This window comes from Pseudarthrobacter raffinosi, assembly GCF_023913735.1.
Taxonomy (GTDB): domain Bacteria; phylum Actinomycetota; class Actinomycetes; order Actinomycetales; family Micrococcaceae; genus Arthrobacter; species Arthrobacter raffinosi.
This window is the reverse complement of the sequence record NZ_JAMXBH010000011.1, coordinates 103,442-123,613: the sequence shown is the minus strand read 5'-3', so window position 1 is coordinate 123,613 and position 20,172 is coordinate 103,442. Positions and strand designations below refer to the sequence as shown.

The 20,172-nt window shown below is 65.8% G+C and carries 17 protein-coding genes and 2 tRNA genes; 4 read left to right on the top strand and 15 right to left on the bottom strand.

The genetic code is table 11. The features are described 5' to 3' along the window. Positions 1–14: 14 nt before the first annotated feature. The gene (locus NG698_RS12015; RefSeq protein ID WP_252601415.1) at positions 15–554 is read left to right on the top strand and encodes a DUF1697 domain-containing protein; all 540 of its coding nucleotides are present in this window, start codon (positions 15–17) and stop codon (positions 552–554) included. 5 nt (positions 555–559) lie between these two features. Here NG698_RS12015 and NG698_RS12010 read toward each other — a convergent pair whose 3' ends face one another. The 4 genes from NG698_RS12010 to NG698_RS11995 form a co-directional block, all read right to left on the bottom strand. Continuing rightward, positions 560–2,176, bottom strand: a complete 1,617-nt coding sequence (locus tag NG698_RS12010) for a GTPase (RefSeq protein WP_252609951.1) — start codon at positions 2,174–2,176, stop codon at positions 560–562. Then, positions 2,173–3,888: a dynamin family protein gene (locus NG698_RS12005; RefSeq protein ID WP_252609944.1), complete on the bottom strand. Its 1,716-nt coding sequence runs from the start codon at positions 3,886–3,888 to the stop codon at positions 2,173–2,175. Before NG698_RS12005 ends, NG698_RS12010 begins: the two co-directional genes overlap by 4 nt. A 215-nt stretch (positions 3,889–4,103) precedes the next feature. Further along, positions 4,104–4,179: transfer RNA gene (locus NG698_RS12000), tRNA-Glu, on the bottom strand. Positions 4,180–4,322: 143 nt separating this feature from the next. Continuing rightward, a tRNA-Gln gene (locus NG698_RS11995) sits at positions 4,323–4,394 on the bottom strand. A 297-nt stretch (positions 4,395–4,691) separates the two neighbouring features. On the opposite strand from NG698_RS11995, the gene NG698_RS11990 reads away from it, so the two are divergent. Together NG698_RS11990 and NG698_RS11985 are read left to right on the top strand one after the other, a co-directional pair. Further along, positions 4,692–5,762, top strand: a complete 1,071-nt coding sequence (locus tag NG698_RS11990; RefSeq protein ID WP_252609942.1) for a hypothetical protein — start codon at positions 4,692–4,694, stop codon at positions 5,760–5,762. Next, on the top strand, positions 5,759–6,106 hold the full coding sequence (locus tag NG698_RS11985; RefSeq protein WP_252609940.1) for a hypothetical protein: 348 nt from the start codon (positions 5,759–5,761) through the stop codon (positions 6,104–6,106). Before NG698_RS11990 ends, NG698_RS11985 begins: the two co-directional genes overlap by 4 nt. Before the next feature lie 8 nt (positions 6,107–6,114). Here NG698_RS11985 and NG698_RS11980 read toward each other — a convergent pair whose 3' ends face one another. Genes NG698_RS11980 through NG698_RS11965 form a run of 4 tightly spaced genes read right to left on the bottom strand, consistent with a single transcriptional unit; the run spans position 6,115 to position 10,016 of the window. Further along, on the bottom strand, positions 6,115–6,852 hold the full coding sequence (locus tag NG698_RS11980; protein WP_252609938.1) for an HAD family hydrolase: 738 nt from the start codon (positions 6,850–6,852) through the stop codon (positions 6,115–6,117). After that, the gene (gene gltX, locus NG698_RS11975) at positions 6,852–8,366 is read right to left on the bottom strand and encodes a glutamate--tRNA ligase (RefSeq protein ID WP_252609937.1); all 1,515 of its coding nucleotides are present in this window, start codon (positions 8,364–8,366) and stop codon (positions 6,852–6,854) included. The genes NG698_RS11980 and gltX overlap by 1 nt, the downstream gene beginning before the upstream one ends. 20 nt (positions 8,367–8,386) lie before the next feature. Next, positions 8,387–9,163, bottom strand: a complete 777-nt coding sequence (locus tag NG698_RS11970; protein ID WP_252601432.1) for a fumarylacetoacetate hydrolase family protein — start codon at positions 9,161–9,163, stop codon at positions 8,387–8,389. A 55-nt stretch (positions 9,164–9,218) separates the two neighbouring features. Beyond that, positions 9,219–10,016, bottom strand: a complete 798-nt coding sequence (locus tag NG698_RS11965; protein ID WP_252609935.1) for an MBL fold metallo-hydrolase — start codon at positions 10,014–10,016, stop codon at positions 9,219–9,221. A gap of 99 nt (positions 10,017–10,115) precedes the next feature. On the opposite strand from NG698_RS11965, the gene NG698_RS11960 reads away from it, so the two are divergent. Next, the gene (locus tag NG698_RS11960) at positions 10,116–10,718 is read left to right on the top strand and encodes a hypothetical protein (RefSeq protein ID WP_252609933.1); all 603 of its coding nucleotides are present in this window, start codon (positions 10,116–10,118) and stop codon (positions 10,716–10,718) included. A gap of 40 nt (positions 10,719–10,758) precedes the next feature. Here the strand turns inward: NG698_RS11960 and NG698_RS11955 are convergent, their stop codons facing one another. The 7 genes from NG698_RS11955 to NG698_RS11925 all read right to left on the bottom strand — a co-directional run bounded on the left by NG698_RS11955 (position 10,759) and on the right by NG698_RS11925 (position 20,101). Next, the gene (locus tag NG698_RS11955; RefSeq protein WP_252601440.1) at positions 10,759–11,871 is read right to left on the bottom strand and encodes a branched-chain amino acid aminotransferase; all 1,113 of its coding nucleotides are present in this window, start codon (positions 11,869–11,871) and stop codon (positions 10,759–10,761) included. Between the two features lie 111 nt (positions 11,872–11,982). Further along, entirely contained in the window at positions 11,983–13,035 is a 1,053-nt protein-coding gene (locus NG698_RS11950) for a 3-isopropylmalate dehydrogenase (RefSeq protein WP_252609931.1), read from the bottom strand. Positions 13,036–13,078: 43 nt separating this feature from the next. After that, entirely contained in the window at positions 13,079–13,759 is a 681-nt protein-coding gene (locus NG698_RS11945) for a class F sortase (RefSeq protein WP_252609929.1), read from the bottom strand. Positions 13,760–13,874: 115 nt separating this feature from the next. After that, positions 13,875–14,690 carry a hypothetical protein gene (locus NG698_RS11940; RefSeq protein ID WP_252609927.1) on the bottom strand — a complete coding sequence of 272 codons (816 nt, stop codon included), beginning with the start codon at positions 14,688–14,690 and terminating at the stop codon, positions 13,875–13,877. Between the two features lie 269 nt (positions 14,691–14,959). Continuing rightward, positions 14,960–16,519 (bottom strand): methionine--tRNA ligase, encoded by a 1,560-nt coding sequence (metG, locus tag NG698_RS11935; protein ID WP_252609925.1) that lies wholly within the window; start codon positions 16,517–16,519, stop codon positions 14,960–14,962. A gap of 34 nt (positions 16,520–16,553) precedes the next feature. Further along, complete coding sequence (locus NG698_RS11930; protein ID WP_056349225.1) at positions 16,554–17,309, bottom strand: ABC transporter ATP-binding protein; 756 nt, start codon at positions 17,307–17,309, stop codon at positions 16,554–16,556. Continuing rightward, positions 17,306–20,101 carry an ABC transporter permease gene (locus tag NG698_RS11925; RefSeq protein WP_252601454.1) on the bottom strand — a complete coding sequence of 932 codons (2,796 nt, stop codon included), beginning with the start codon at positions 20,099–20,101 and terminating at the stop codon, positions 17,306–17,308. The genes NG698_RS11930 and NG698_RS11925 overlap by 4 nt, the downstream gene beginning before the upstream one ends. Positions 20,102–20,172: the final 71 nt, after the last annotated feature.

The following is a 20,172-nucleotide window of genomic DNA, read 5'->3' as shown; positions in this document are numbered from 1 at the left end:
GCTAGGCTGTCGGCATGAACAGCTACGCAGTCTTCCTCCGCGGGATAAATGTCGGCGGGATCAACATCAAGATGGCGGACCTCAAGACTGCGCTTGCATCGCAGGGGTTCGCGGACGTCAGGACACTGCTGGCCAGCGGCAATGTGGTGCTTGCCAGCGACGAGGATCCTGCCGCGGTCAAGCAGACCTTTGAAAAGTTCCTGCGTGACGCCTTCGGCTACGAGGCCTGGGTGGTTGTCCTCACGGCACGGCGGGTCTCCGAACTCGTGGCGGCCTGCCCGTATCCGGCAGACGACAAGGCAACGCACACCTACATCACGCTGGCATCGGACACCGCCATGCTCAATGAGCTTGAAGCCGCCGGCGCAGCCTTTGAAGGTACCCAGCAGAAACGCCTCGGCCCGGAGGCATTGGCCTGGCTGGCTCCGGCCGGCGGGACGTTGGACAGCCCGTTCAGCAAGATTTCGTCCAAGGCCAGGTTCAAGGCAACCACTACCACCCGGAACCTGCGGACGCTGATCAAGGTCAGGGACGCCGCAACCGCACTGGTGTAACTACCTTAGTTTCCGCCCGCGACCTTCAGTGCGGCGTTGAAGGACGCGAGCCTGCTGACCTCAATTTCAACCGGCTCCACTACGAAGTCCCGGGCAACCTCGCCCACCGCTGCCCGCAGCCGTTTCCTGGCCCTGGCTGCGCGCGCCTTCGCGGCTCCTGACCCAATGAATTTTCCAGTCAGCGCCAGGAAGATCCCCAGCACCACACCGCCGCCAATCAACAGCGTCGGCACCGGCCAGCCCTCCACCTTGGGAACCTCGGGGACGGGCAGCTGGAGATAGCCGAGCCCGGCCAGCACACCCAGCCAGCCCAGGCCGCCCAGGACTGTCAGCAGCGCGAGCCACTGGACCACGTTGAACATGCCCCACCACCAGGACTTCCGGGACGCCATCAGGTCCGTGCCTGCGATGGCCTGGTCCAAGGCATCCGGCAACGCCTCCCGCCCCTCCCGGGCAGCACCCCTGATCGCGGCACGCCACGGTCCGGGTGCGCCCGCACTCGCCGCGTCCGCAAACTCACGGACAGCAGCATCCGTCCGGGCGCGTTCCGGGGCGCCCGCGGCCGGGAGCGAGGTCCGGTTAAGTTGGGACGGAGAAGAACTTCTCAGATTGAGCCGGCGGAGCGGATCAGGCCGGAACCGCACCAGCCACCGCGTCACCGGCCACCCCGTGCGGCGCGTCGACTCGATGCGGTAGGACCGCGCAACTGCGTCCACCACCACGGGCACGTTGGCGGCCGTTGCCAGCTCATCGGTGAGCCGGGATCTCGACGCCGGCCTGACACCGGCGGCTTCCCCGGCGCCGGCGGCTTCCCTGAGTTGCCCGGAGGCCCGTGAAACGTCAGCGGCCAGCCGCTGTGAAAGCGCCTGGCGCTGCACCACAACATGTCGGATGGCACTCCGGACTTTGTCCACGCCGGTGCCCTTCAGGGCGGATGCGCCCAGGACCTGGACCTTGCCCAGCCCGTCGCGGGCAAGGATCCCTTTCAAGGACTCCAGCACAGGCTGCACGTCCCGTTCGGGCAAGCGGTCCACCTGGTTGAGGACCACCAGGGTCACGGCGCCATGCGCGGACAGGGGCGCCAGGAAATCGTTGTGGACCGCCGCATCGGCGTACTTTTGCGGATCCAGTACCCAGACCAGGACATCAACCAGGCCAACCATGCGCTCCACGATCTCGCGGTTCGCGGCCCTGGTGGAGTCGAAGTCCGGCAGGTCCAGCAGGATCAGCCCCGTGCGCTCGTCCGCGAAACCTGCCACGGGCTCCGCATGGTGGCGGTTGCCCACCTCAAGCCAGTCCAGCAACGGCTCGCTGCCGTCCGCTCCCCAGACACCAGCCAAAGGTTCCGACGTTGTGGGCCGGCGGGCGGCCGCCGTCGCGATTTCAGCGCCGCTGACCGCGTTGAAGAGTGACGATTTTCCGCTGCCGGTGGCACCGAAGAACCCAACAACGGTGTGATCAGCCGACAGTGACCGCCGGGAGCTCGCGCGTTCCAGGAGCTGGAACACCTCCTCGAGTGCAGCATCCGGTAAGACGCCTTCGGCGAGTTCGCGGGCATCGTTGAGGGCTTCGAGCCTGCGGTCCAGCTGCGACGCTTCACGGGCTACGCTGTGGCGGCTCATGCCTTGTCCGCCAGCCGGGCCAGGGCAGCGGCGTGGCCCGTCAGGATCCGGCCGGTGACCGCGCCGCCCTCCGGCAGGCGTTGGATGAATTTCTGCTGCTCTGCCTGCAGCAGCCGCTGGCAACGGGCGTGGAGGTCATCCCGCGCGGTCTTCGCAAGTCGGCGGACCGCGTCTTCGCCGAACACTGCCTCGAGCAGTTTCTGGCCGACGACGGCGGTACCGCCCGCGACGCCGATCTCCAGCCCGGTGAGGCCGGCTGTCATGGAAAACACCACGATCATCAGTGCGGCACCCAGCCCGTTAATCCCGAAGGAAAGCCATCTGGCCTGCGTGCGCTTGCCCTGCCCTTCCGTGCGGATCAGTTCCATCAGGCCGGCCTGCCAGGCCCTGATCTCCGCTGCGGCCGCATCGGCAAAGCCGGGGCTGGTGCCGGACAGATCCTCCGTCCCCAGGAGCTCGCGGCCGGCCGGGTCCGAGCGCCACCGCTCGTCGGTTTCCTCGCCGGCATTGGCGGCCTCGTCCAGGATGACGGCCTGCAACCCCGTTTCGATGGCGGCCTCAACCCGGACGGCCGGCGTCGGCTCGCCCCGGAAGAACGCTCCCACGCGGTCCCGCAGCCGTCCGATGTTCTGCTCCAACGCCCGGAAGAATTCCCCTGTTCCAACGAAGTCCTGCCAGCGCGCCAGTACTTCGCCACGGAGGAGGGCGCCGTCCTTTGTTGCGTCCAGGATCCGGGCCCCGGCATCGCGATAGGCGGCCTCAGCGCCTGCACGGAGCGAGGCCGCGGCACGCTCCTGCCCCTGGACCGCGTGCGCCACGGAACCGACCCGCCCGGCCAACGCCTTCACCGTCCCGTTGAGGGTACGGCGGGCAATTTCGGACCGCCCAGCGGCGTCGGCAGCAAGTTCCTGCAGCCAGCGCCGCAGCGGCTCCACGGCGCTCGTTGGCAGCATGCCAAGATGGTCCAGGTCCGTCTCCGGCACAATGAACAGTCCGGCATCGCCGAGGCCTTCTTTCTGCAGCAATGTGCGGAGGTCGGCGCTGACTTCGGCTTCCGCCTCCGCCGGCACACGGTCCAGGACCACGGCCACCATGATGTCCCGCGAGGACGCGTCCAGGAGAAGCTTCCACGGGACCGCGTCCGCGTAGCGGTTGGCGGTGGTCACAAAAACCCAGAGGTCCGCGGCGGCCAGCAATTGACCGGCGAGCCTGCGGTTGTCGTCGGAAATAGAGTCGACGTCGGGGGCGTCAAGCAGTGCGATCCCCTGCGGAACAGCCTGGTCCGCTACCAGCACCAGGGAGGAAATGGCTTCCGCATCGGGTGTTGCGCCGGCCCGGCTGGCCGGAACGGGTTCCCTGGAGACGGTGCCCCGGATCCGGTTGAGGGTGGGCAGCACGCGGTGGCCTTCGAACCAGCCCGCATCGGCCGGGTGGTGCAGCAGAATTGGCTGCCGGGTGGTGGGCCTGATGGCCCCGGAGCGTGTGACCGGGTGCCCCACCAAGGCGTTCACCAGCGTTGACTTGCCGGCACCGGTGGAACCTCCGACGACGGCAAGCAGCGGCGCGTCCAGGCTGCGGTACCGCGGCAGGATGTAATCGTCCAGCTGGGCGACGGCGTTCCGAGTGTCCTGGCGCGCCTGTTCCACGTCCGCAAGGGCGAGCGGCAACGACACGGCGGACAGATCCCCACGCACGGCCTCAAGCAAGGCCACGGCTGGCTCCGATGCCGCGTCGGGCCGGCCCGGCTGGGTTCGCGGTGCGCGCTTAGGCGGCGGAGGCTGCGTGGGACGAAGCCCGTCTGAGGAGGTCACAGGATCATCATGCCAGTTGCGCCGGCTGTTCCACCGGGCCCCGGCTTTGTCCTATATCCCGCAGCGCAGCCTCCACAACGAAAAACGGCCCCGGGCTGATGCCCGGGACCGTTCGTTGGTGACCCCAGCGGGATTCGAACCCGCGTTACCGCCGTGAGAGGGCAGCGTACTAGGCCGCTATACGATGGGGCCGCGTACTTCCAGGAAGTTTTCACTTCCAACCGGCGCCAGGCCGGTTTGCTAAGTGAGTATTTCATACACTCAGCGCGCGTTTCAAATCGGCGAACCGATCTGAAACCACTGATTTGCCGCGGTTAGCCTGCGACCAAACAGAGCTGGGATACCAGGACTCGAACCTAGAATGACGGTACCAGAAACCGTAGTGTTGCCAATTACACCATATCCCAATGATACTTTCGGGCCGGAGTTTCGGGCTTCAAGCCCTGCTCCGTGCGCCTCAGCACGAGAAATTACTTTACCCGAGACTTTGGGCTGGCACAAATCGGCACCGAAGACCCAAGGTCCGAACCCCTTGCCAGATCACCCGGAATAAGTTTACTCTCGGTAAGTTACCCGAGAGTAACCACCCTCTGCCTTTGCTGCAGGCACTTCGGAATTTAGATTTTCGTCCGGACTGCCGCCCCTGGTCCAGGTGGGTGGCCGGCGGATTTCACACTGCCGGCAAACCGTCGAGAGGACCCACCGTGACACAAAGTCGTGCCGCCGCGCCCACCAAGACCCGAACCCGGGCACAGCAGCTAGCCATCGCCGTCCTGGCCCTGATGCTGATTGCTTTGCTTGGATTTTACACCCTGGTCACCGGCAGGATCACCGACGGATCGGCCAAGCTGATGGACGGTGCGGGCCAGGCCTCGGCCGGTGCGGGCCAGGCCTCGGCCGGCGCTGAGCAGCTCAAGGACGGCGCCGGTCAGCTGGCGGCCGGCGCGGGCCTGGCAGACACCGGTGCCGGCAAGCTCTCCTCCGGCGCCGACAAAGTCTCCCTGGGTGTCAGCGAGAAGCTGGCCCCGGGCGCTGAAAAACTGCAGTCCGGTGCAGACCAACTCGCCGCTGGCGCTGTCAAGATCGAAACTGACGTCAACAACAAGTTCGCGCCCGGCGTGTACAAAGTGGACGATGGCGCCCGAAAGCTCGCCGCCGGAGCCACCCAGCTCGCCGCGGCACTGACGCCTTCGGCCGCCGGAAACGCCGAGAACAACCTGGCCGACGGCGCGACTGCGCTGAATGCAGGTGCGGGCCGTCTGGCCTCCGGAACCGGCGAGCTGGCCGCCGGAACGGCCCAGCTGAAAGGCTACCGGGGAGCGAACAACTCCCCCGAGGCGGGCACTGGCACGGCGGCCTTGGCACAGGCCCTTGAGCTGCTGGAAGCGGCAGCGTCGGACCCGCTTCAGGGGCTGGTTCCACTGTCCGTTGTCAAGGACAAGATCACCAAGATCACCGCTGGAGCCCACAAGCTCGACGCCGGGGCGCAGCAACTGCAGGCTGGTGCCGGGAAGCTCAATGAAGGAGCGGCACAGTTGCACACGGGAACAGGGCGTCTCACCGCCGGCTTCGCCACGCTGGGTGGAAAGCTCAACAGCCGCGATCCCAACAACCTCGGCGTTGTGCTGGGTACCGAACTGCTGGCCGCCGGAACGTCCCAGATCCGCACTGGTATGGACGGCGTGCCTGGCAATGCCGACCGCCCGGGCCTGATCAAAGCCGTCGCCAAGACTACGGAGGGCAGCTCACGGCTGGCGGACGGCACGGTGCGTTGAATGCCGGGATCAAGGGCGATCCGGCCGATCCGTCAAACCCTGGCCTGCTCCACGGCTCCCAGGCACTGGCTGCGGGCGCTTCGGAGCTGGCCACAGGCAACACCAAGCTGGCCTCGGGATCGACAGAGCTGGCCACCGGTGTCCAGAAACTTGCTGATGGCAATGCCCGGATTGCGGCTGGCACGGACACCCTGTACTCCAGCGCAGCGGCCATCTCGCCCACCAGTATGGTGGGGAAGTCGGATACCGCCGTTGCTCTCGGCATGGTTGCTGTGCTGGTGCTCGGATCCGTGAGCATCTACATGGTGCTGTGGAACAGGCGAAGGCTGCAGTCTGCGGAGTAAGCGGCCGGTCAGCCCAGCAGCTGTGACAGCGAGGTGATCTTGTGACCGGTGAAATCCGGCGCAGGCTCCCCCACCCTGTTGAGCCAGACGCCTATCAGGCCCGCCGCCGTCGAACCGTCTGCGTCCAGCATTCTGTTGTCCCCAACGTAGAGCGTCTCCTCCGGTGCAGTCCCCAGCAGGCGGACTCCTTCGAGGTAGATGGCCGGCTCGGGCTTGGCAACGCCTACCGTGTCCGTACCAACCAGGCGGCGGACGCGTTCCAGTCCGGCGCCGTCGAGCTTGGCCCGCTGGTAGTCGTGCACGTTGTTACTGACGGCACCGTAGGGGACGCCGGCAGCGTCCAGCAGGTCCAGGAGCGGCAGCACGTCCTCAAAGGCACGTACATACGTGGGCTGCAGCCGGCCGTAGGCCGAGAGCCACCCGTGCGCTTCTTCGCCGTCGGCAAGATCCACTCCGAAGTGCCCCAGGGCGGCGCGTCCCCGCAGGAGGCGCTGGTCGTTGAAGGTCAGCTCCCCCGCCAGGTACCGGTCGTAGTAGTGCGTGGTCTCGTGCGTGAAGATCCTGCCGAAACGCTCCCACCCGGTCTGGTCCAGACCGGGCAGGAGGTGCTCGCTGACCTCACGCAGGGCGGTGGTCATGGCGTATTCGAGGTCCACCAGGGTGTCGTCGATGTCGAAGAGGACGCCCCGGATGGACCCGAAGCGTGTGCTCAGGACTCCGTCAGCCGTGGTGCCGGTGGTAGACATCAGCCGCGGAAGGTGCGGAGCCGGCTCAGGGACGAGTCCTTGCCCAGGATCACCATGGATTCGAAGAGCGGCGGCGAGATCCGGCGCCCGGAGATGGCCGTGCGGACAGGACCGAAGGCCAGCCGCGGCTTCAGGCCGAGGTCCTCCACGAGTGCCTGCTTCAGGGCCGTCTGGATCTCCTCCGGGTTCCAGTCCTGAATAGGCTCAAGGGCGGCGAGGGCGGCGTCGAGGACTTCGGTCAGGTTGGCGGGCAGGCCCTTACGGGCGTCGTCTGCGACGTCGATCGCGTCGTCGGCCTTGAACAGGAAGGCGAGCATTTCCGGGGCCTCCCCCAGCAGGGTGATCCGCTCCTGGACGAGGGGGGCGGCCTCGGTGAGGATCTCTTCCTCCCGGTCCGTGAGGATCTCTCCGACCAGGTCCGCGGCCCTGAGGTACGGCACCAGGCGCGCACGGAAATCGGCCGCCTCAAGCAGCCGGACGTGCGTGCCGTTGATGGCCTCTGCCTTTTTCAGGTCAAAACGTGCCGGGTTGGCCAGCACATCGTGGATGTCGAAGTGCTCCACCAGCTGCTTGACGGTGAAGATGTCCTCGTCGGCGCTCAGCGACCAGCCCAGCAGCGACAGGTAGTTCAGCAGGCCCTCGGGGATGAAGCCGCGTTCGCGGTGCAGGAACAGGCTGGATTCGGGGTCGCGCTTGGAAAGCTTCTTGTTGCCCTGGCCCATAACGTAGGGAAGGTGGCCGAACTCCGGCATGTACTCAGCCACACCGATGGCGTAGAGGGCACGGTACAGGGCGATCTGGCGGGGCGTGGAGCTGAGCAGGTCCTCGCCGCGAAGCACGTGCGTGATTCCCATCAGGGCATCGTCCACGGGGTTCACCAGCGTGTACAACGGCGCGCCGTTGGCACGGACCACCGCGAAGTCCGGCACCGAGCCGGCCTTGAACGTGATCTCGCCACGGACAAGGTCCTTGAACGTGAGGTCCTCGTCCGGCATCCGCAGGCGCAGCACGGCCTGGCGGCCTTCGGCCTTGTACTGGGCCAGTTGTTCCTCGGTGATGTGCCGGTCAAATCCGTCATAACCCAGCTTGGGGTCCCGGGAGGCCGCACGGTGGCGGGCTTCGATTTCAGCGGGCGTGGAGTAGGACTCGTAAATGTGGCCGCCGGCCTTCAGCCGTGCGATGACATCCTGATAGATGTCGCTGCGCTGGGACTGCCGGTACGGCTCGTGCGGGCCGCCCACTTCGACACCCTCGTCCCAGGTGATGCCCAACCACTTCAGCGCGTCCAGCAGCTGGTGGTAGCTTTCTTCGCTGTCCCGCGCCGAGTCCGTGTCCTCGATGCGGAAGACCAGGGTGCCTTTGGTGTGCCTGGCATAGGCCCAGTTAAACAGCGCCGTGCGGATCAGGCCAACGTGCGGCGTGCCCGTGGGTGACGGGCAGAACCGCACCCGGACGGGGGTGTCGGCGGTGACGGACGGGATGGCGGCAGGGTTCAGCGCGGAGGCAGTAGTCATAGTGGTTCCAACTTTACCCGTCAGCGGCGGACCACCGGGTTGGACAGTCGTCCGATGCCCTCGATCTCCACGTCAAAGCGGTCCCCCGCGGTGACGAGGTCAACGCCCGCCGGGGTGCCGGTCATGATGACGTCGCCCGGAAGCAGGGTGAAGGCGTGGGACACGATTGAGACGATTTCCCGGACGCCGCGGATCATCTGGCTGGTGCTGCCGTCCTGGCGCAGTTCGCCGTTGAGCCAGCCCTTGATGGCCAGGTCTTCGGTGTCCAGCTCGGTCTCGATCCAGGGTCCAAGCGGTGCCGACGTGTCGAAGCCCTTGGCACGGGCCCACTGCAGGTCCGTTTTCTGGACATCGCGGGCGGTGAGGTCGTTGCCGCAGGTGTAGCCGAAGATGACGTCGTCCACGCGGCCTTCCGGGACGTCCTTGCAGATCCGGCCGATGACTACACACAGCTCGGCTTCGAAAGAGACTTCGTCAGAGAATTCCGGCAGCACAATAGGGTCGCCCGGGCCGATGACCGAGGTGTTCGGCTTCAGGAACAGCAGCGGCTGCTGCGGGACTTCGTTGCCCAGCTCGGCGGCGTGCTCGGCGAAGTTGCGGCCCACGCCGATCACCTTGCTGCGGGGAATGATCGGCGCCAGGAGCCGGACGTCTTCGAGCTTGTGCTTGACATGGGTGCGCTCCACCCCATTGAAGAAGGGATCGCCGTTGATGACAGTGATTTCCTCACTGCCGGGCTCGCCTTCAACAACGCCGTAGAGGGGATCAGAATCGACTACAAACCTGGCAATACGCATGGTTGCTAGCCTACCGTCATGAGCGGCCGCCCTGCCCTTGCGTCACGTCTTACTGTCAGGCGCCGGGCATCCCACGGAGGTAGTCAAGCTGCGCGGCAACCGACATTTCGGCTGCCCGCCGGACGGAAGGTTCGACGTCGGCGTACACGGCGTCTGCCACGGCCGCCACCGCGGCGTCCCCGCCAAGCAGGACCAGCGCTGCGCGGATCTGCGCCAGCCTTTCGTGCCGGTGCTCGCGGTAGGCGTGGGTGACGGCTGCAAGGGAGGGAAGTACGGGCCCGTGGGCCGGCAGGACGGTGGCCGGGCCAAGGGCTTCGAGCCGGTCCAGGGACCGGAGGTAATCCCCCAGCCTGCCGTCCGGGTAGTCCAGCATTGTGGTGCCGCGGCCCAGGATGGTGTCGCCGGTCAGCACGGAACCGTGCTGGCCGTCGTCCGGAAGGTGGAAGCAGAGGGAGTCGGAGGTGTGGCCCGGCGTGGCCAGGACCTGGACCGCCACTCCCGCCGCCTGGATGGTTTCGCCGTCCTGCAGTGGCTCGCCGCCGCCGTGGCAGTGCCGGGGATCGGCGGCGCGGACCGGGGCGCCGGTGAGCTCATGGAGCCGCTGGGAGCCTGCCGTGTGGTCGGCGTGCCGATGCGTCACGAGAATGAGTTCCACTGGGCCCACATCTGCGAGGCGGCGAAGGTGGCCCTCGTCCGCCGGACCCGGATCCACCACCACGGATGTACTGGCGCCGGGGGCGGAGATGACGTACGAATTGGTGCCGTCCAGGCTCATGGGCCCGGGGTTGGGTGCCAGGAAGAAAGCCGTCAGTGGGCTGGCAGCGAGAGGAGTGCCGCTCGAGGTGGAGGTCACTGCACCATCTTCGCATCAGGACGGCACGGAATAGCCGCACCCCCGGGGCGGGTTATGGCTGGTGTACCCACCGCCCAGAGAGAGCAGCCAGGCACCACCATGAGCACTTCACCCACCATTTCGTTGTCTGAACTGTTGTCCGGCGCCGACGCCGTGGGGCACGACCACGCGCTGACGGAGAAGAACAGCGGCCTGCAGCACATCCATAACCACGCGACCGGCGCCATTGTCTGGTTTCCCACGTGGCGGAAGTTCCGTGAGACCACCGATTGGCGCGAGGAAGTCGATGCTTTCGCCGAGGACCTCAAGTCGGGTTCACAGCTGGTGGAAAAAGTGGCGTCCCGTTCCGTAGCCGGAGAGTTGGAGTCACTCCTGAAGCGCGCAGCCGCAGCAAGTGATGCGAATATCTTTGTCCAGGACAACCTGACCAGGCACCTGACCCGGACCTGGGCTATTGCCGACGCCGTAGCCGAGGTAACAGGGAAGGACCTGCCCGCCGGCGGCACCATACCGTCCATCTTTGCTGACTACCCCTACGACGTTTACGCCCAGGACGGCGGCGCCTTCGCCACCGCACTCTGGAACGACGTCATCGATGCCCGCCGCAACCGCGCCCTGGCCGACGAAGCGGCACGCAAAGCCCTGAAGCCGGTCTCGCGCAAGGCCCTGAAGAACGCTGCCCGGAAGGCCGCCCGCCGCTGAGGGTGCCTGGAATCAGCAACGCGGGGCGCGAAGGTGGTGCTTAGGCCAGGCGGGTCAGCCAGCCGTGGGTATCCGGCACGGTTCCGGTCTGGATGCCGAGGAGCTGTTCGCGGATGGCCATGGTGGTCTCCCCCGCCTTCGCGTCCTCGGAGCCGATGAATTCGGTGGTGTCCTTGAGGACACCGATCGGGGTGATCACCGCTGCGGTGCCGCAGGCGAAGACCTCGGCGATCTCACTGGAGGCCACGCCGTCGCGCCATTCATCAAGGGTGATCTTGCGCTCCGTCACCTCACGGCCCATGTCCTTGGCAACCTGCATCACGGAGGAGCGGGTCACGCCTTCCAGGATGGTCCCGCTGAGCGCGGGAGTGGCCAGTGAGCCGTCCTTCATCACGAAGAAAACGTTCATGCCGCCGAGCTCTTCCACGGCGTCATCGTTGAAGTGGTCCAGGAACAGCACCTGCTTGCAGCCGTTGGCTTCGGCTTCCTGCTGGGCGATCAGGGAGGCGGCGTAGTTGCCGCCGCACTTGGCCGCACCGGTGCCGCCGCGGCCTGCGCGGGCGTATTCGCGGGAGATCCAGATGGAAACGGGCTTGAGTTCGCCGCCGAAGTAGTTGCCGGCGGGCGATGCGATCACTCGGAAGGACACCTCCCGCGCTGCCCGGACACCCAGGAACGCCTCGGTGGCGATCATGAACGGGCGCAGGTACAGGGCCTCGCCGTCACCGCCGGGAACCCATTCCTTGTCCGCCTGCACCAGTTCCCGGATGGCGCCGAGGAAGTATTCCTCGGGCAGTTCCGGAAGGGCCAGGCGTCGGGCCGACTTGTTCAGGCGGGCCGCGTTGGCCTCCGGACGGAAGGTCCAGATTGAGCCGTCAGCGTGGCGGTATGCCTTCAGGCCTTCGAAGATCTCCTGGCCGTAGTGCAGCACCGCGGCAGACGGGTCCAGGGAGATGGGTCCGTAGGCCTCAACGCGGGCGTTGTGCCAGCCACCCTCGCCTTGCTCGTCCACGCTGTAGTCGACGACGGCGGTGTGGTCGGTGAAGTAATTGCCAAATCCCGGGTTGGCCAGGATGGCTGCACGCTCTTCAGCTGACTTCGGGGTTGCCGAGAGCTGCTGGTTAAATTCGACGCCATGGGCGGTCTGAGTCATGGTTCCTCCACGATCGGCTGCCTTCTGAATGTGGTTCAACACTGAACCGCAGGGCAGCATTTGGTGATTCGAAACAAGCTTACGCCCGTTGGCAGGACCTTCCGGCCGGGCCTAGAGCGCTGCGGCGATGGCGTCCCCGACGGCGCTGGTACTGCGGGCGCCGCCGTCGCGGGTTTCGACGTCGGCGATCACCGCAGCTTCGATCCTACGGGCAGCGGCGGTGTAGCCGAGGTGGTCCAGCAGGAGCACCGCCGACAGGATGGCCGCGGTGGGATCTGCCTTCTGCTGTCCGGCGATATCCGGGGCCGAGCCGTGGACCGGTTCAAACATGGACGGGGCGGTGCGGTCCATGTTGATGTTGCCGGACGACGCCAGCCCGATGCCGCCGGTGATGGCTGCTGCGAGGTCGGTCAGGATGTCGCCGAAGAGGTTGTCCGTGACAATGACATCGAAGCGGGAGGGGTCGGTGACCATAAAAATGGTGGCCGCATCGACATGCAGGTAATCGTGGGTGACCTCCGGGAATTCCTGGGCCACCGCCTCGACGGTGCGTTTCCACAGGTGGCCTGCGTAGACCAGGACGTTGTGCTTGTGCACCAGGGTCACATGCTTGCGTTCCCGGGCGCTGGCGCGGCGGAAGGCATCGCGGACAACGCGCTCCACGCCATATGCCGTGTTCAGTGAGACCTCGGTGGCCACCTCGTGGGGTGTGCCGGTGCGAAGCGAGCCGCCGTTGCCCACATATGGACCCTCGGTTCCCTCACGGACGACGATAAAATCGATGGTGCCGGGATTGGCCAGCGGGCTCCCGACTGTTCCGTACAGCCGCGACGGCCGCAGATTGACGTAGTGGTCCAGGCTGAAGCGGAGCTTGAGCAGCATCTCCCGCTCGATGATGCCGGACGGAATCCGGGTGTCGCCGGGGGCGGCACCGACAGCACCGAAGAGGATCGCGTCCCGTGTACGCAGGTCGGCAAGGACATCATCCGGAAGGGTCTCGCCGGTGGCCAGCCAGTGCTCGGCACCGAGCTGGTAGTGGGTCTGCTCGAGGACAACGCCTTCAGCGGCGACAGCCTTTTCGAGGACTTTCAGTGCCTCGGCAATGACCTCTGGGCCAATGCCGTCACCGGGAATGACAGCGAGATTGATCGTGGATGCACTCATGCTCCAAGAATATTTAGATCATCCGCATGCCGGACAATCAGTCTCATTTACTGAGACGGAGGAGTGGGTCCTCCGGTGAGGCCACCACCACCACGTTGGTGCCCCAGGCATCACCCGTATAGCAGGAAATCAGGACCAGCCTGTGGGGTGCCACCTGCCAGATGGGGCTGTCTTTGAGGCCGGACTTGACGTAGTTAGTCACCGAGTCCACCAGGTAGGCCACTTCGCCCGTGGCTGTGGCCACGGTCAGCCTGTCACCAGCCGCCGCGTGTGTACTCAGCCGGTTGAACGGCGCATCCCGGTCCGTCCAGCTGTGCCCGGCGATGTACGTGGTATTGACCGAGCCCACTCCGGGCACGCCGTAGGGCAACAGCCAGTAGCCGTCCATGGTGGGGGGCGGCACGATGGTCTGGGTGGCTTGGTCCTCGCCCGTGGGTTCGAGCGGATGGACCACCACATCGATGTCTGCGGCCGGGTACACCAGCCGCTGCGGCGGCGACGCTGCCGGACCCGCCGGGACCGGGGCGCCGGTGTCCGTGGAGGGCGTGGGGGTGGACGGCGCTGGGGCCTGGGTGGTCGGCTGCACAGCAACCCCGGTCACGGTCGGCGACGGTCCCGGCCCGGCCAGGAATGGCAGAAACGCGAACGCCAGGTAGGCCAGCACACCGCACAGCACCACAAAGACGATGCTTTTGGTGGTGAAGAGCCTTCGATCGCTGTCCATGGTTACCCCGCTTGTGAGTCGGATTTGCCTGGTTTGCCGGCAGGCGCCGTGCCCTTGCGGCCACGGCGCCTGCCGGTGATTCAAACAGCGCCCCTGCGGGCGCCAGTAGCCGGCGTCATTCCTTCCGGGGCCGGGATACGGTACCGCTGGCTGCCAGGGTCCTGCGGGCAGCCACTCCCGCTGCAGCGAGCAACATCACGACGATGCCAGCGGCCCAGGGGGCGATGGAAACGTCAGTCGAACCTGCCATTGCAGTCTGGACATTGAAGCCAGGGTTGTTGGCAGCTACGGCACCTTGACCCGTCGGCGTACCCACAACTGCCCCACTGGGAGTTTCGCCCGGCGTCACCGGAGGAACAACAGGCGGGACCACCGGAGGAACAACAGGCGGCACTACTGGCGGCACCGTTGTGGGAACGCAACCGTTGTTATAGGTTGCCTGCCCCTCAGCCGTCCAGTTCAGGCCTGCAGGCAGCACCCTGCCGTTGTTCGGCGGGATGATGTCTTCAGAGTGCTGGTGGTTGGCATTGGCGTGGCCGTTGAGCCCCTGCAGGGCGATCGTAATCGACACGTACGGGTTCTTGTCCGAGCCGGTGGCGTGGCAGATGCTGATCTTGTGATCGCCACGGCCGTTACCCTCGCCTGGTGCGGCGCAGCCTGCATTCCAGATGCTGGCCTTGTCAAGGTTCTGGCCTCCGGGACGAACTTTCCCGTCGTTGGCCGGAATGATGTCCTCATCGTGCTGGTGGCCCACGTGGGCGTTGAGAGCGTTGAGGCTGATGGTCACCGGCACGTAGGGATTGCTTTCCGAGCCGGTGGCGTGGCAAATGGTGATCTTTTTCTCGTCCTCAGAAGGCGACGCGGTGGCCGGCGCAGTGGCACCCAATAGCGCAAGACCCGCGACACCAAAAGCGGCAAGGATCCGTTTCATTTCCGTCTCCATCCATTGTCTGGTCCAAACTGATCAGACAGGTGGAAGAACGGCGCCATCCCCGACACGGAGGGCTAAAGGCAAACGGACAGCATCGGGGCGACGGTTCTCCCAGATGCGAATCATCAGTTTGCTAACCAGATAAGGCTAGACAGACGGACACCAGGATGTCTCCAGTACTCAGTACGCGCCTTACAAGGCGGGCCCTACTGACCGGCCCCGGAACCGTACTCAGTCCGCGTACCAGCAAGTAGCCAGCAGCGACATACCTAGGCTTCGGCCGGTTCCTCATACTTGGGGAAGACGGGCGCCGGAGCCGGCAGCGGAGTTCCGGCGACAATAGGTGTGGTGAGCGCGGAATACTGGCGGGATCCGCCGTCGGGCTGTCCCAAGGTGTCCAACAGCGCGGCCGTGGCGGTGGGCATCACTGGCTGGGCCAGGATAGCCACGATGCGCAGCACTTCCAGCGTCACGTACAGCACGGTGTTCATGCGTTCGACGTCGGTCTTCCGCAGTACCCAGGGAGCCTGCTCTGCAAAGTAGGCGTTGGTGTCACCCAGGACGCCCCAGATGGCCTCGAGTGCGCGGCTGAATTCCTGCTTTTCGAAGGCGGTCCGGGCAGTCTCCAGGAGTCCGTTGGCCTGTGCCAGGATCGCGGTGTCTTCAGCCGTGAAGGCACCCGGAACCGGGACCCGGCCCTCGCAGTTCTTGGCCACCATGGACAGCGAACGCTGCGCCAGGTTGCCGAAGTTGTTGGCCAGGTCCGAGTTCATGCGGCCCACGATGGCCTCATGGTTGTAGCTGCCGTCGGCGCCGAACGGGACCTCTCGGAGGAAGAAGAACCGTACCTGGTCCAGCCCGTACTGCGCCACGAAGTCTGCCGGTGCCACCACGTTGCCGAGCGACTTGGACATCTTCACACCGTTGTTGTGCAGGAAGCCGTGGATCATGACGCGCTTGGGCAGCTCAATGCCGGCACTCATCAGGAACGCCGGCCAGTAGATGGCGTGGAACCGTGAGATGTCCTTGCCGATCACGTGCACATCGGCGGGCCAGAACTTCTTGAAGGATTCCGAGTCGACGTCCGGGTAGCCGACGCCGGTCAGGTAGTTGGTGAGCGCGTCCACCCAGACGTACATGACGTGCTTGTCGTTGCCGGGGACGGGGACACCCCAGTCGAACGTGGTGCGGCTGATCGACAGGTCTTCGAGGCCGCGCTTGACGAAGCTGATGACCTCGTTGAAGCGGGACTGCGGTGCCCCGAACTCCGGCTGGGCCTCGTACAGCGCCAGCAGGCGGTCCTCGTAGGAGGACAGCCGGAAGAAGTAGCTCTCCTCAGCCGTCCACGTCACCTCGGTGTCCGTCTCCTTGGAGTACCGCACGCCGTCGTCCTTGACCAGGGTGTCGTCCTCCACGTAGAAGGCCTCGTCCCGGACGGAATACCAGCCCTCGTACTTGGACAGGTAGATATCGCCGTTGGCTTCCATCTTCTTCCAGATGGCCTGCGACGCGGCGTAGTGGTCAGCGTCCGTGGTCCGGATGAAGCGGTCGTAGGTAATCCCCAGCGCGGCGTGGGCAGACTTGTAGACTTCCGCGTTGCGGTCCACCAGCTCCTTGGGCGTGACGCCTTCCTTCTCGGCCGCCTGCGCAATCTTCATGCCGTGCTCATCCGTGCCCGTCAGGAACATCACGTCAAAGCCGTCAAGCCGTTTGAAGCGCGCCATGGCGTCGGTGGCGATGTACTCGTAGGCATGTCCGATGTGCGGAACACCGTTCGGGTAGGTGATGGCCGTGGTGATGTAGAACGGGGTTTTGGCTGTTGCGCTCACGTGCGGACGTTACCTTTGGTGCGGAGGGGCAGGGCTAGATCAGTTCAGTCAGCGTATCGCTCAGGCGGACCAGTTCGTGGTCGTGTGAAGCGACCAGTACTGCGATGCCGTCCGAGGTGGTGTCCTTGAGGATGCTGATGATGCGGTTGGCTGAGGCTCGGTCCAGGCTGGCCGTGGGCTCATCAACCACCAGCACGCGCGTACCCAGGATCAGGGCGCGGGCGATCGCCACACGCTGGCGTTCACCACCGGACAGCTGGGCCGGACGGTGCCGCATCCGGCGGCCCAGGCCCACCAGGTCCAGGAGGTCCTTGGCCATGTCGCGGCGCTGGTCCACCTCGCCGTCGGGCACGGCCGGCAGGAGGACGTTCTCGAGGGCGCTCATGCCGTCGATCAGGGCGCCGCCCTGGTCAACGTAACCGATCAGGGCCCGACGTCGGTCGGCGATTTCGTCGTCGCCCATGCTTTCGAGGGAATCACCTTCCCAGAAGACACGGCCCGACGTCGGCAGGGTCAGTCCCGCACCCACTGTCAGGATGCTGGTCTTGCCGGATCCGCTTCGGCCGGCCACGCAGTGCATCTCGCCGGCGTGCAGCGTGAGGTCGAAGTTCTCCACAACACTGACGGCTTCGGCACCGCTTTTACCGCCGCCATAGCGGATGGTGATGTCGCTCAGTTCCAGCGGGGTCCCGTGGTCCGCGGCCTTGACGATGGTGTTGGCACGGGTCTGCAGGGGCGACTCAGCCGAGCCGGACCTCCGGCTCCGGTAAACGTTCGTCTCGTTTGTCATTGGACCACTTTCGTTGCAATCGGTATCCAGCAAAGTACAGCCACGAGGCCGGCGACGCCGGCCCATAGCGCGGCATACGGGGCAAGGAGGAGCCCGATGCCCAGCGCGCCCAGGACGCCCAGCGGCAGGGCCACCGTGCCCACCAGCGCGTTTTCGAAAAGACGGACCTGGCGGAGCATGTCCGGGTTCCAGCCCATGGCCTCAAGGATGCCCAGGTACTGGCGTTTGGCGTTCAGCTCAAACCGGCCGGTGACCAGGGTCAGGACCAGCCCCACTGCGACGCCGGCGAGGGCAAGGAGCATGCTGGGCATCGCCACGCTTGCTGCGGCCAGGCCGCTGAGGGCGCTCGCTCCGGCAGCACGGGGGATGTCGATGAGCAAGGCAACCAGCCCGCCCACCGCGGCTCCGAAGACGCCGACTGCGACGGCCAGGGACAGGGTGTTGAACTTGTTCGTGCTGAGCTGCCGGTTGGCAAAGGTCAGCGGGGAGTCCACCGGGATCAGCCGCTCGTCGTGCTGCGGTTCCTGGTCCACCTCATCACGGTGGCGCAGCTGTTGGGCGGCGAAGAAGGCCGCTGCCGCATACAGGACCAGGACGGAGGCTGAGACGATGGCTGTGGTCACGCTCCAGCTCACCAGGCTCAAGACGATCCCGGCTACCGCGAGCAGCGCAGCGCCGACACCGAATTCCTCAAGCACCCAGTTCCTGATGCGCACTTGGGTCCAGCCCATGGCGCGGAGGGTCCCGGCTTCACGTTTGCGTTTGCGGATGTAGCTGACGGTGGAGGCGCCGGTCAACAGCGCGGCTCCGCACAGGGTCAGGAAAAGCAGTGTCACGTTGGTCCCGGTGAGGGAGCCGGAGACTGCGTCCGCTGCATTCTGCCGGACCCAGGACTGCTGGACAGTGCCCAGCGCTGACTCCTTGCCGGCGTCGTCCTTGGAGTATCCGGGGACAAAAATGCTGGCGTCCTCTCGGGCGGAACCGGCCACAACAGTAGCCTCAAGACCCATTTCGCGGATCTCGCTGGCGAGCTTTTCGACGTCGGGCTGGGCTTCCTTCCAGCTGCCAGGAGCCTTGGCCCGGACACGTACGGCATCGATCACGGCGGCGTTGTCCTTGTAGCCGCGCGCTGCGGCCAGGCCGTAGAAGTCGGTGATGGCACCGGCCGACTGGCTCGCCAGTCCGGTGGCACTGAGTGAAGGCTTGAGTTCGGTACCGGTGACCGTCTTGCCTTCCGCGTCCTTGGTGAGGGTAAACGGAGTGGGGTCGTAGCCACCCAGCGGAAGGCGGTTGACGTCGCCGGCAGCTTTCTCAACAGCCGCGGGGTCGAAGGTCCCATAGACCATGGCCAGCGGAGCCGCGAGCTTTTCCCCTGTTGCCAGGTCTTCCCGGTAGGAACGTTCATCCACGGGCTCACGCTGGGTCTGGTCCACCGGGGCGCCGTTGGCACCCTTCTCCGGCAGGCGGTTTACAGTGACCCAGTCGCTGGGAACGGCGGTCTTCTGGACCGCACCATTGGCCGCGGCGTCGCCGTCCGTGTACTTCGGCGCGGCAGCGAAGTCGGTGCTCCACTTGGCCGGGGTGTAGAGGCCCTGGTTGAAGTTGCCGGCGCTGCCGAGGAGACCGGAGTGGTCGGTGGAGCCGGGCCAGGACAGCGCGAACGGGTCCTTGGACACAAACGGCAGGTAGTCCTTGCCGAGGGAACGCGTGGCGGTGCCGACTTCCTTGACAACCTTGCCCGCGGCGTCGATCTCCTCGATCTTTACGTTGTACTTAAGGTCCAGTGACGTGCCGGAACGGACAACCAGGGGAATGGCCTGCGAGTCCGCGGTCAGCTGTCCGCTGCGCTTCGCCTGCTGGTACTGCGTCATCAGCGGTGCCCAGTACTTGAGCTTGACACCGAGGAAGTCAGGGCCCTCGTTGAGCTCTTCCAGGCTGATGCCGTTGGTGAAGAGGCTTTCGAAGTGCCGGCCGATTGCTCCGGCGTTCCGCGCGTCAGCGGGCGGGGCCTTCTCCAGCGGGGCGAGGAAGTCGCCCGCCGAGCCGAGCAGTGCCCGCTCGGAGACGGGGTCGACGGCGACCACGGACTCGGTCACTTCGGGAGACAGGGGCAGTGACACCGAAAGGTTGAACAGGTTATGTTCGGAGCCGCCGGCTGGAGCGGGGAATTTGATGCCTGTCTCGCCTGCGGGTGGTGCGATCCGGATGCTGGTGCCCCCGGCAGCCTTCTCCTCGACGAGTTTGGCCTTGCCCAGGCTGCCCTCGGCGGTGGACTTGAACAGGGTCTGCTCGGAGACACCGTCGGAGCTGACGGCGCTGGCGGTCAGGCGGTAGTTCTTGGGGGTATCGCCGAGCACGGACTCAGCAGCGGGCCATTTGCTGGGATCTGTGGCGCCGGCGGCCTGGTCCGTCGTCGCTGTGCCTGCCAGCCCGGAGTTGTAGCCAAGGTAATCCATGGCGTCGAGCCGTGGCGCTTCCAGGTTCTGCGTCACGCGGGACACCAGGCTGATGGGTGCCGCCACGGACGTTCCGGAAAGCTTCCGGATGTTCTCGAGCTGGTCAAAGCCGATGCCGCCGCCACCGTTGGCGATCTCCGGCTGCATCAGCGCCCCGGAGCCTGCCTTGGCCTGGACCAGGACGTCGTAGAGACCCCGCGAGTTCTCATCCACCGTTCGATTGAGTGCGGCCTGCGACTGGCCTTGGACGAGGACCGACAAGCACATGGCTGCGATCAAGATGGCCGCGGTCAGCAGCAGCACTTTGCTTCTGATGAACCTCTGGACGGCGTTCATTGGGCTCCCTGAAACCTGGATTGCGTGCGCACACCGGGATCCGCAGGCGGCGGATATATAGGATTTCCTGC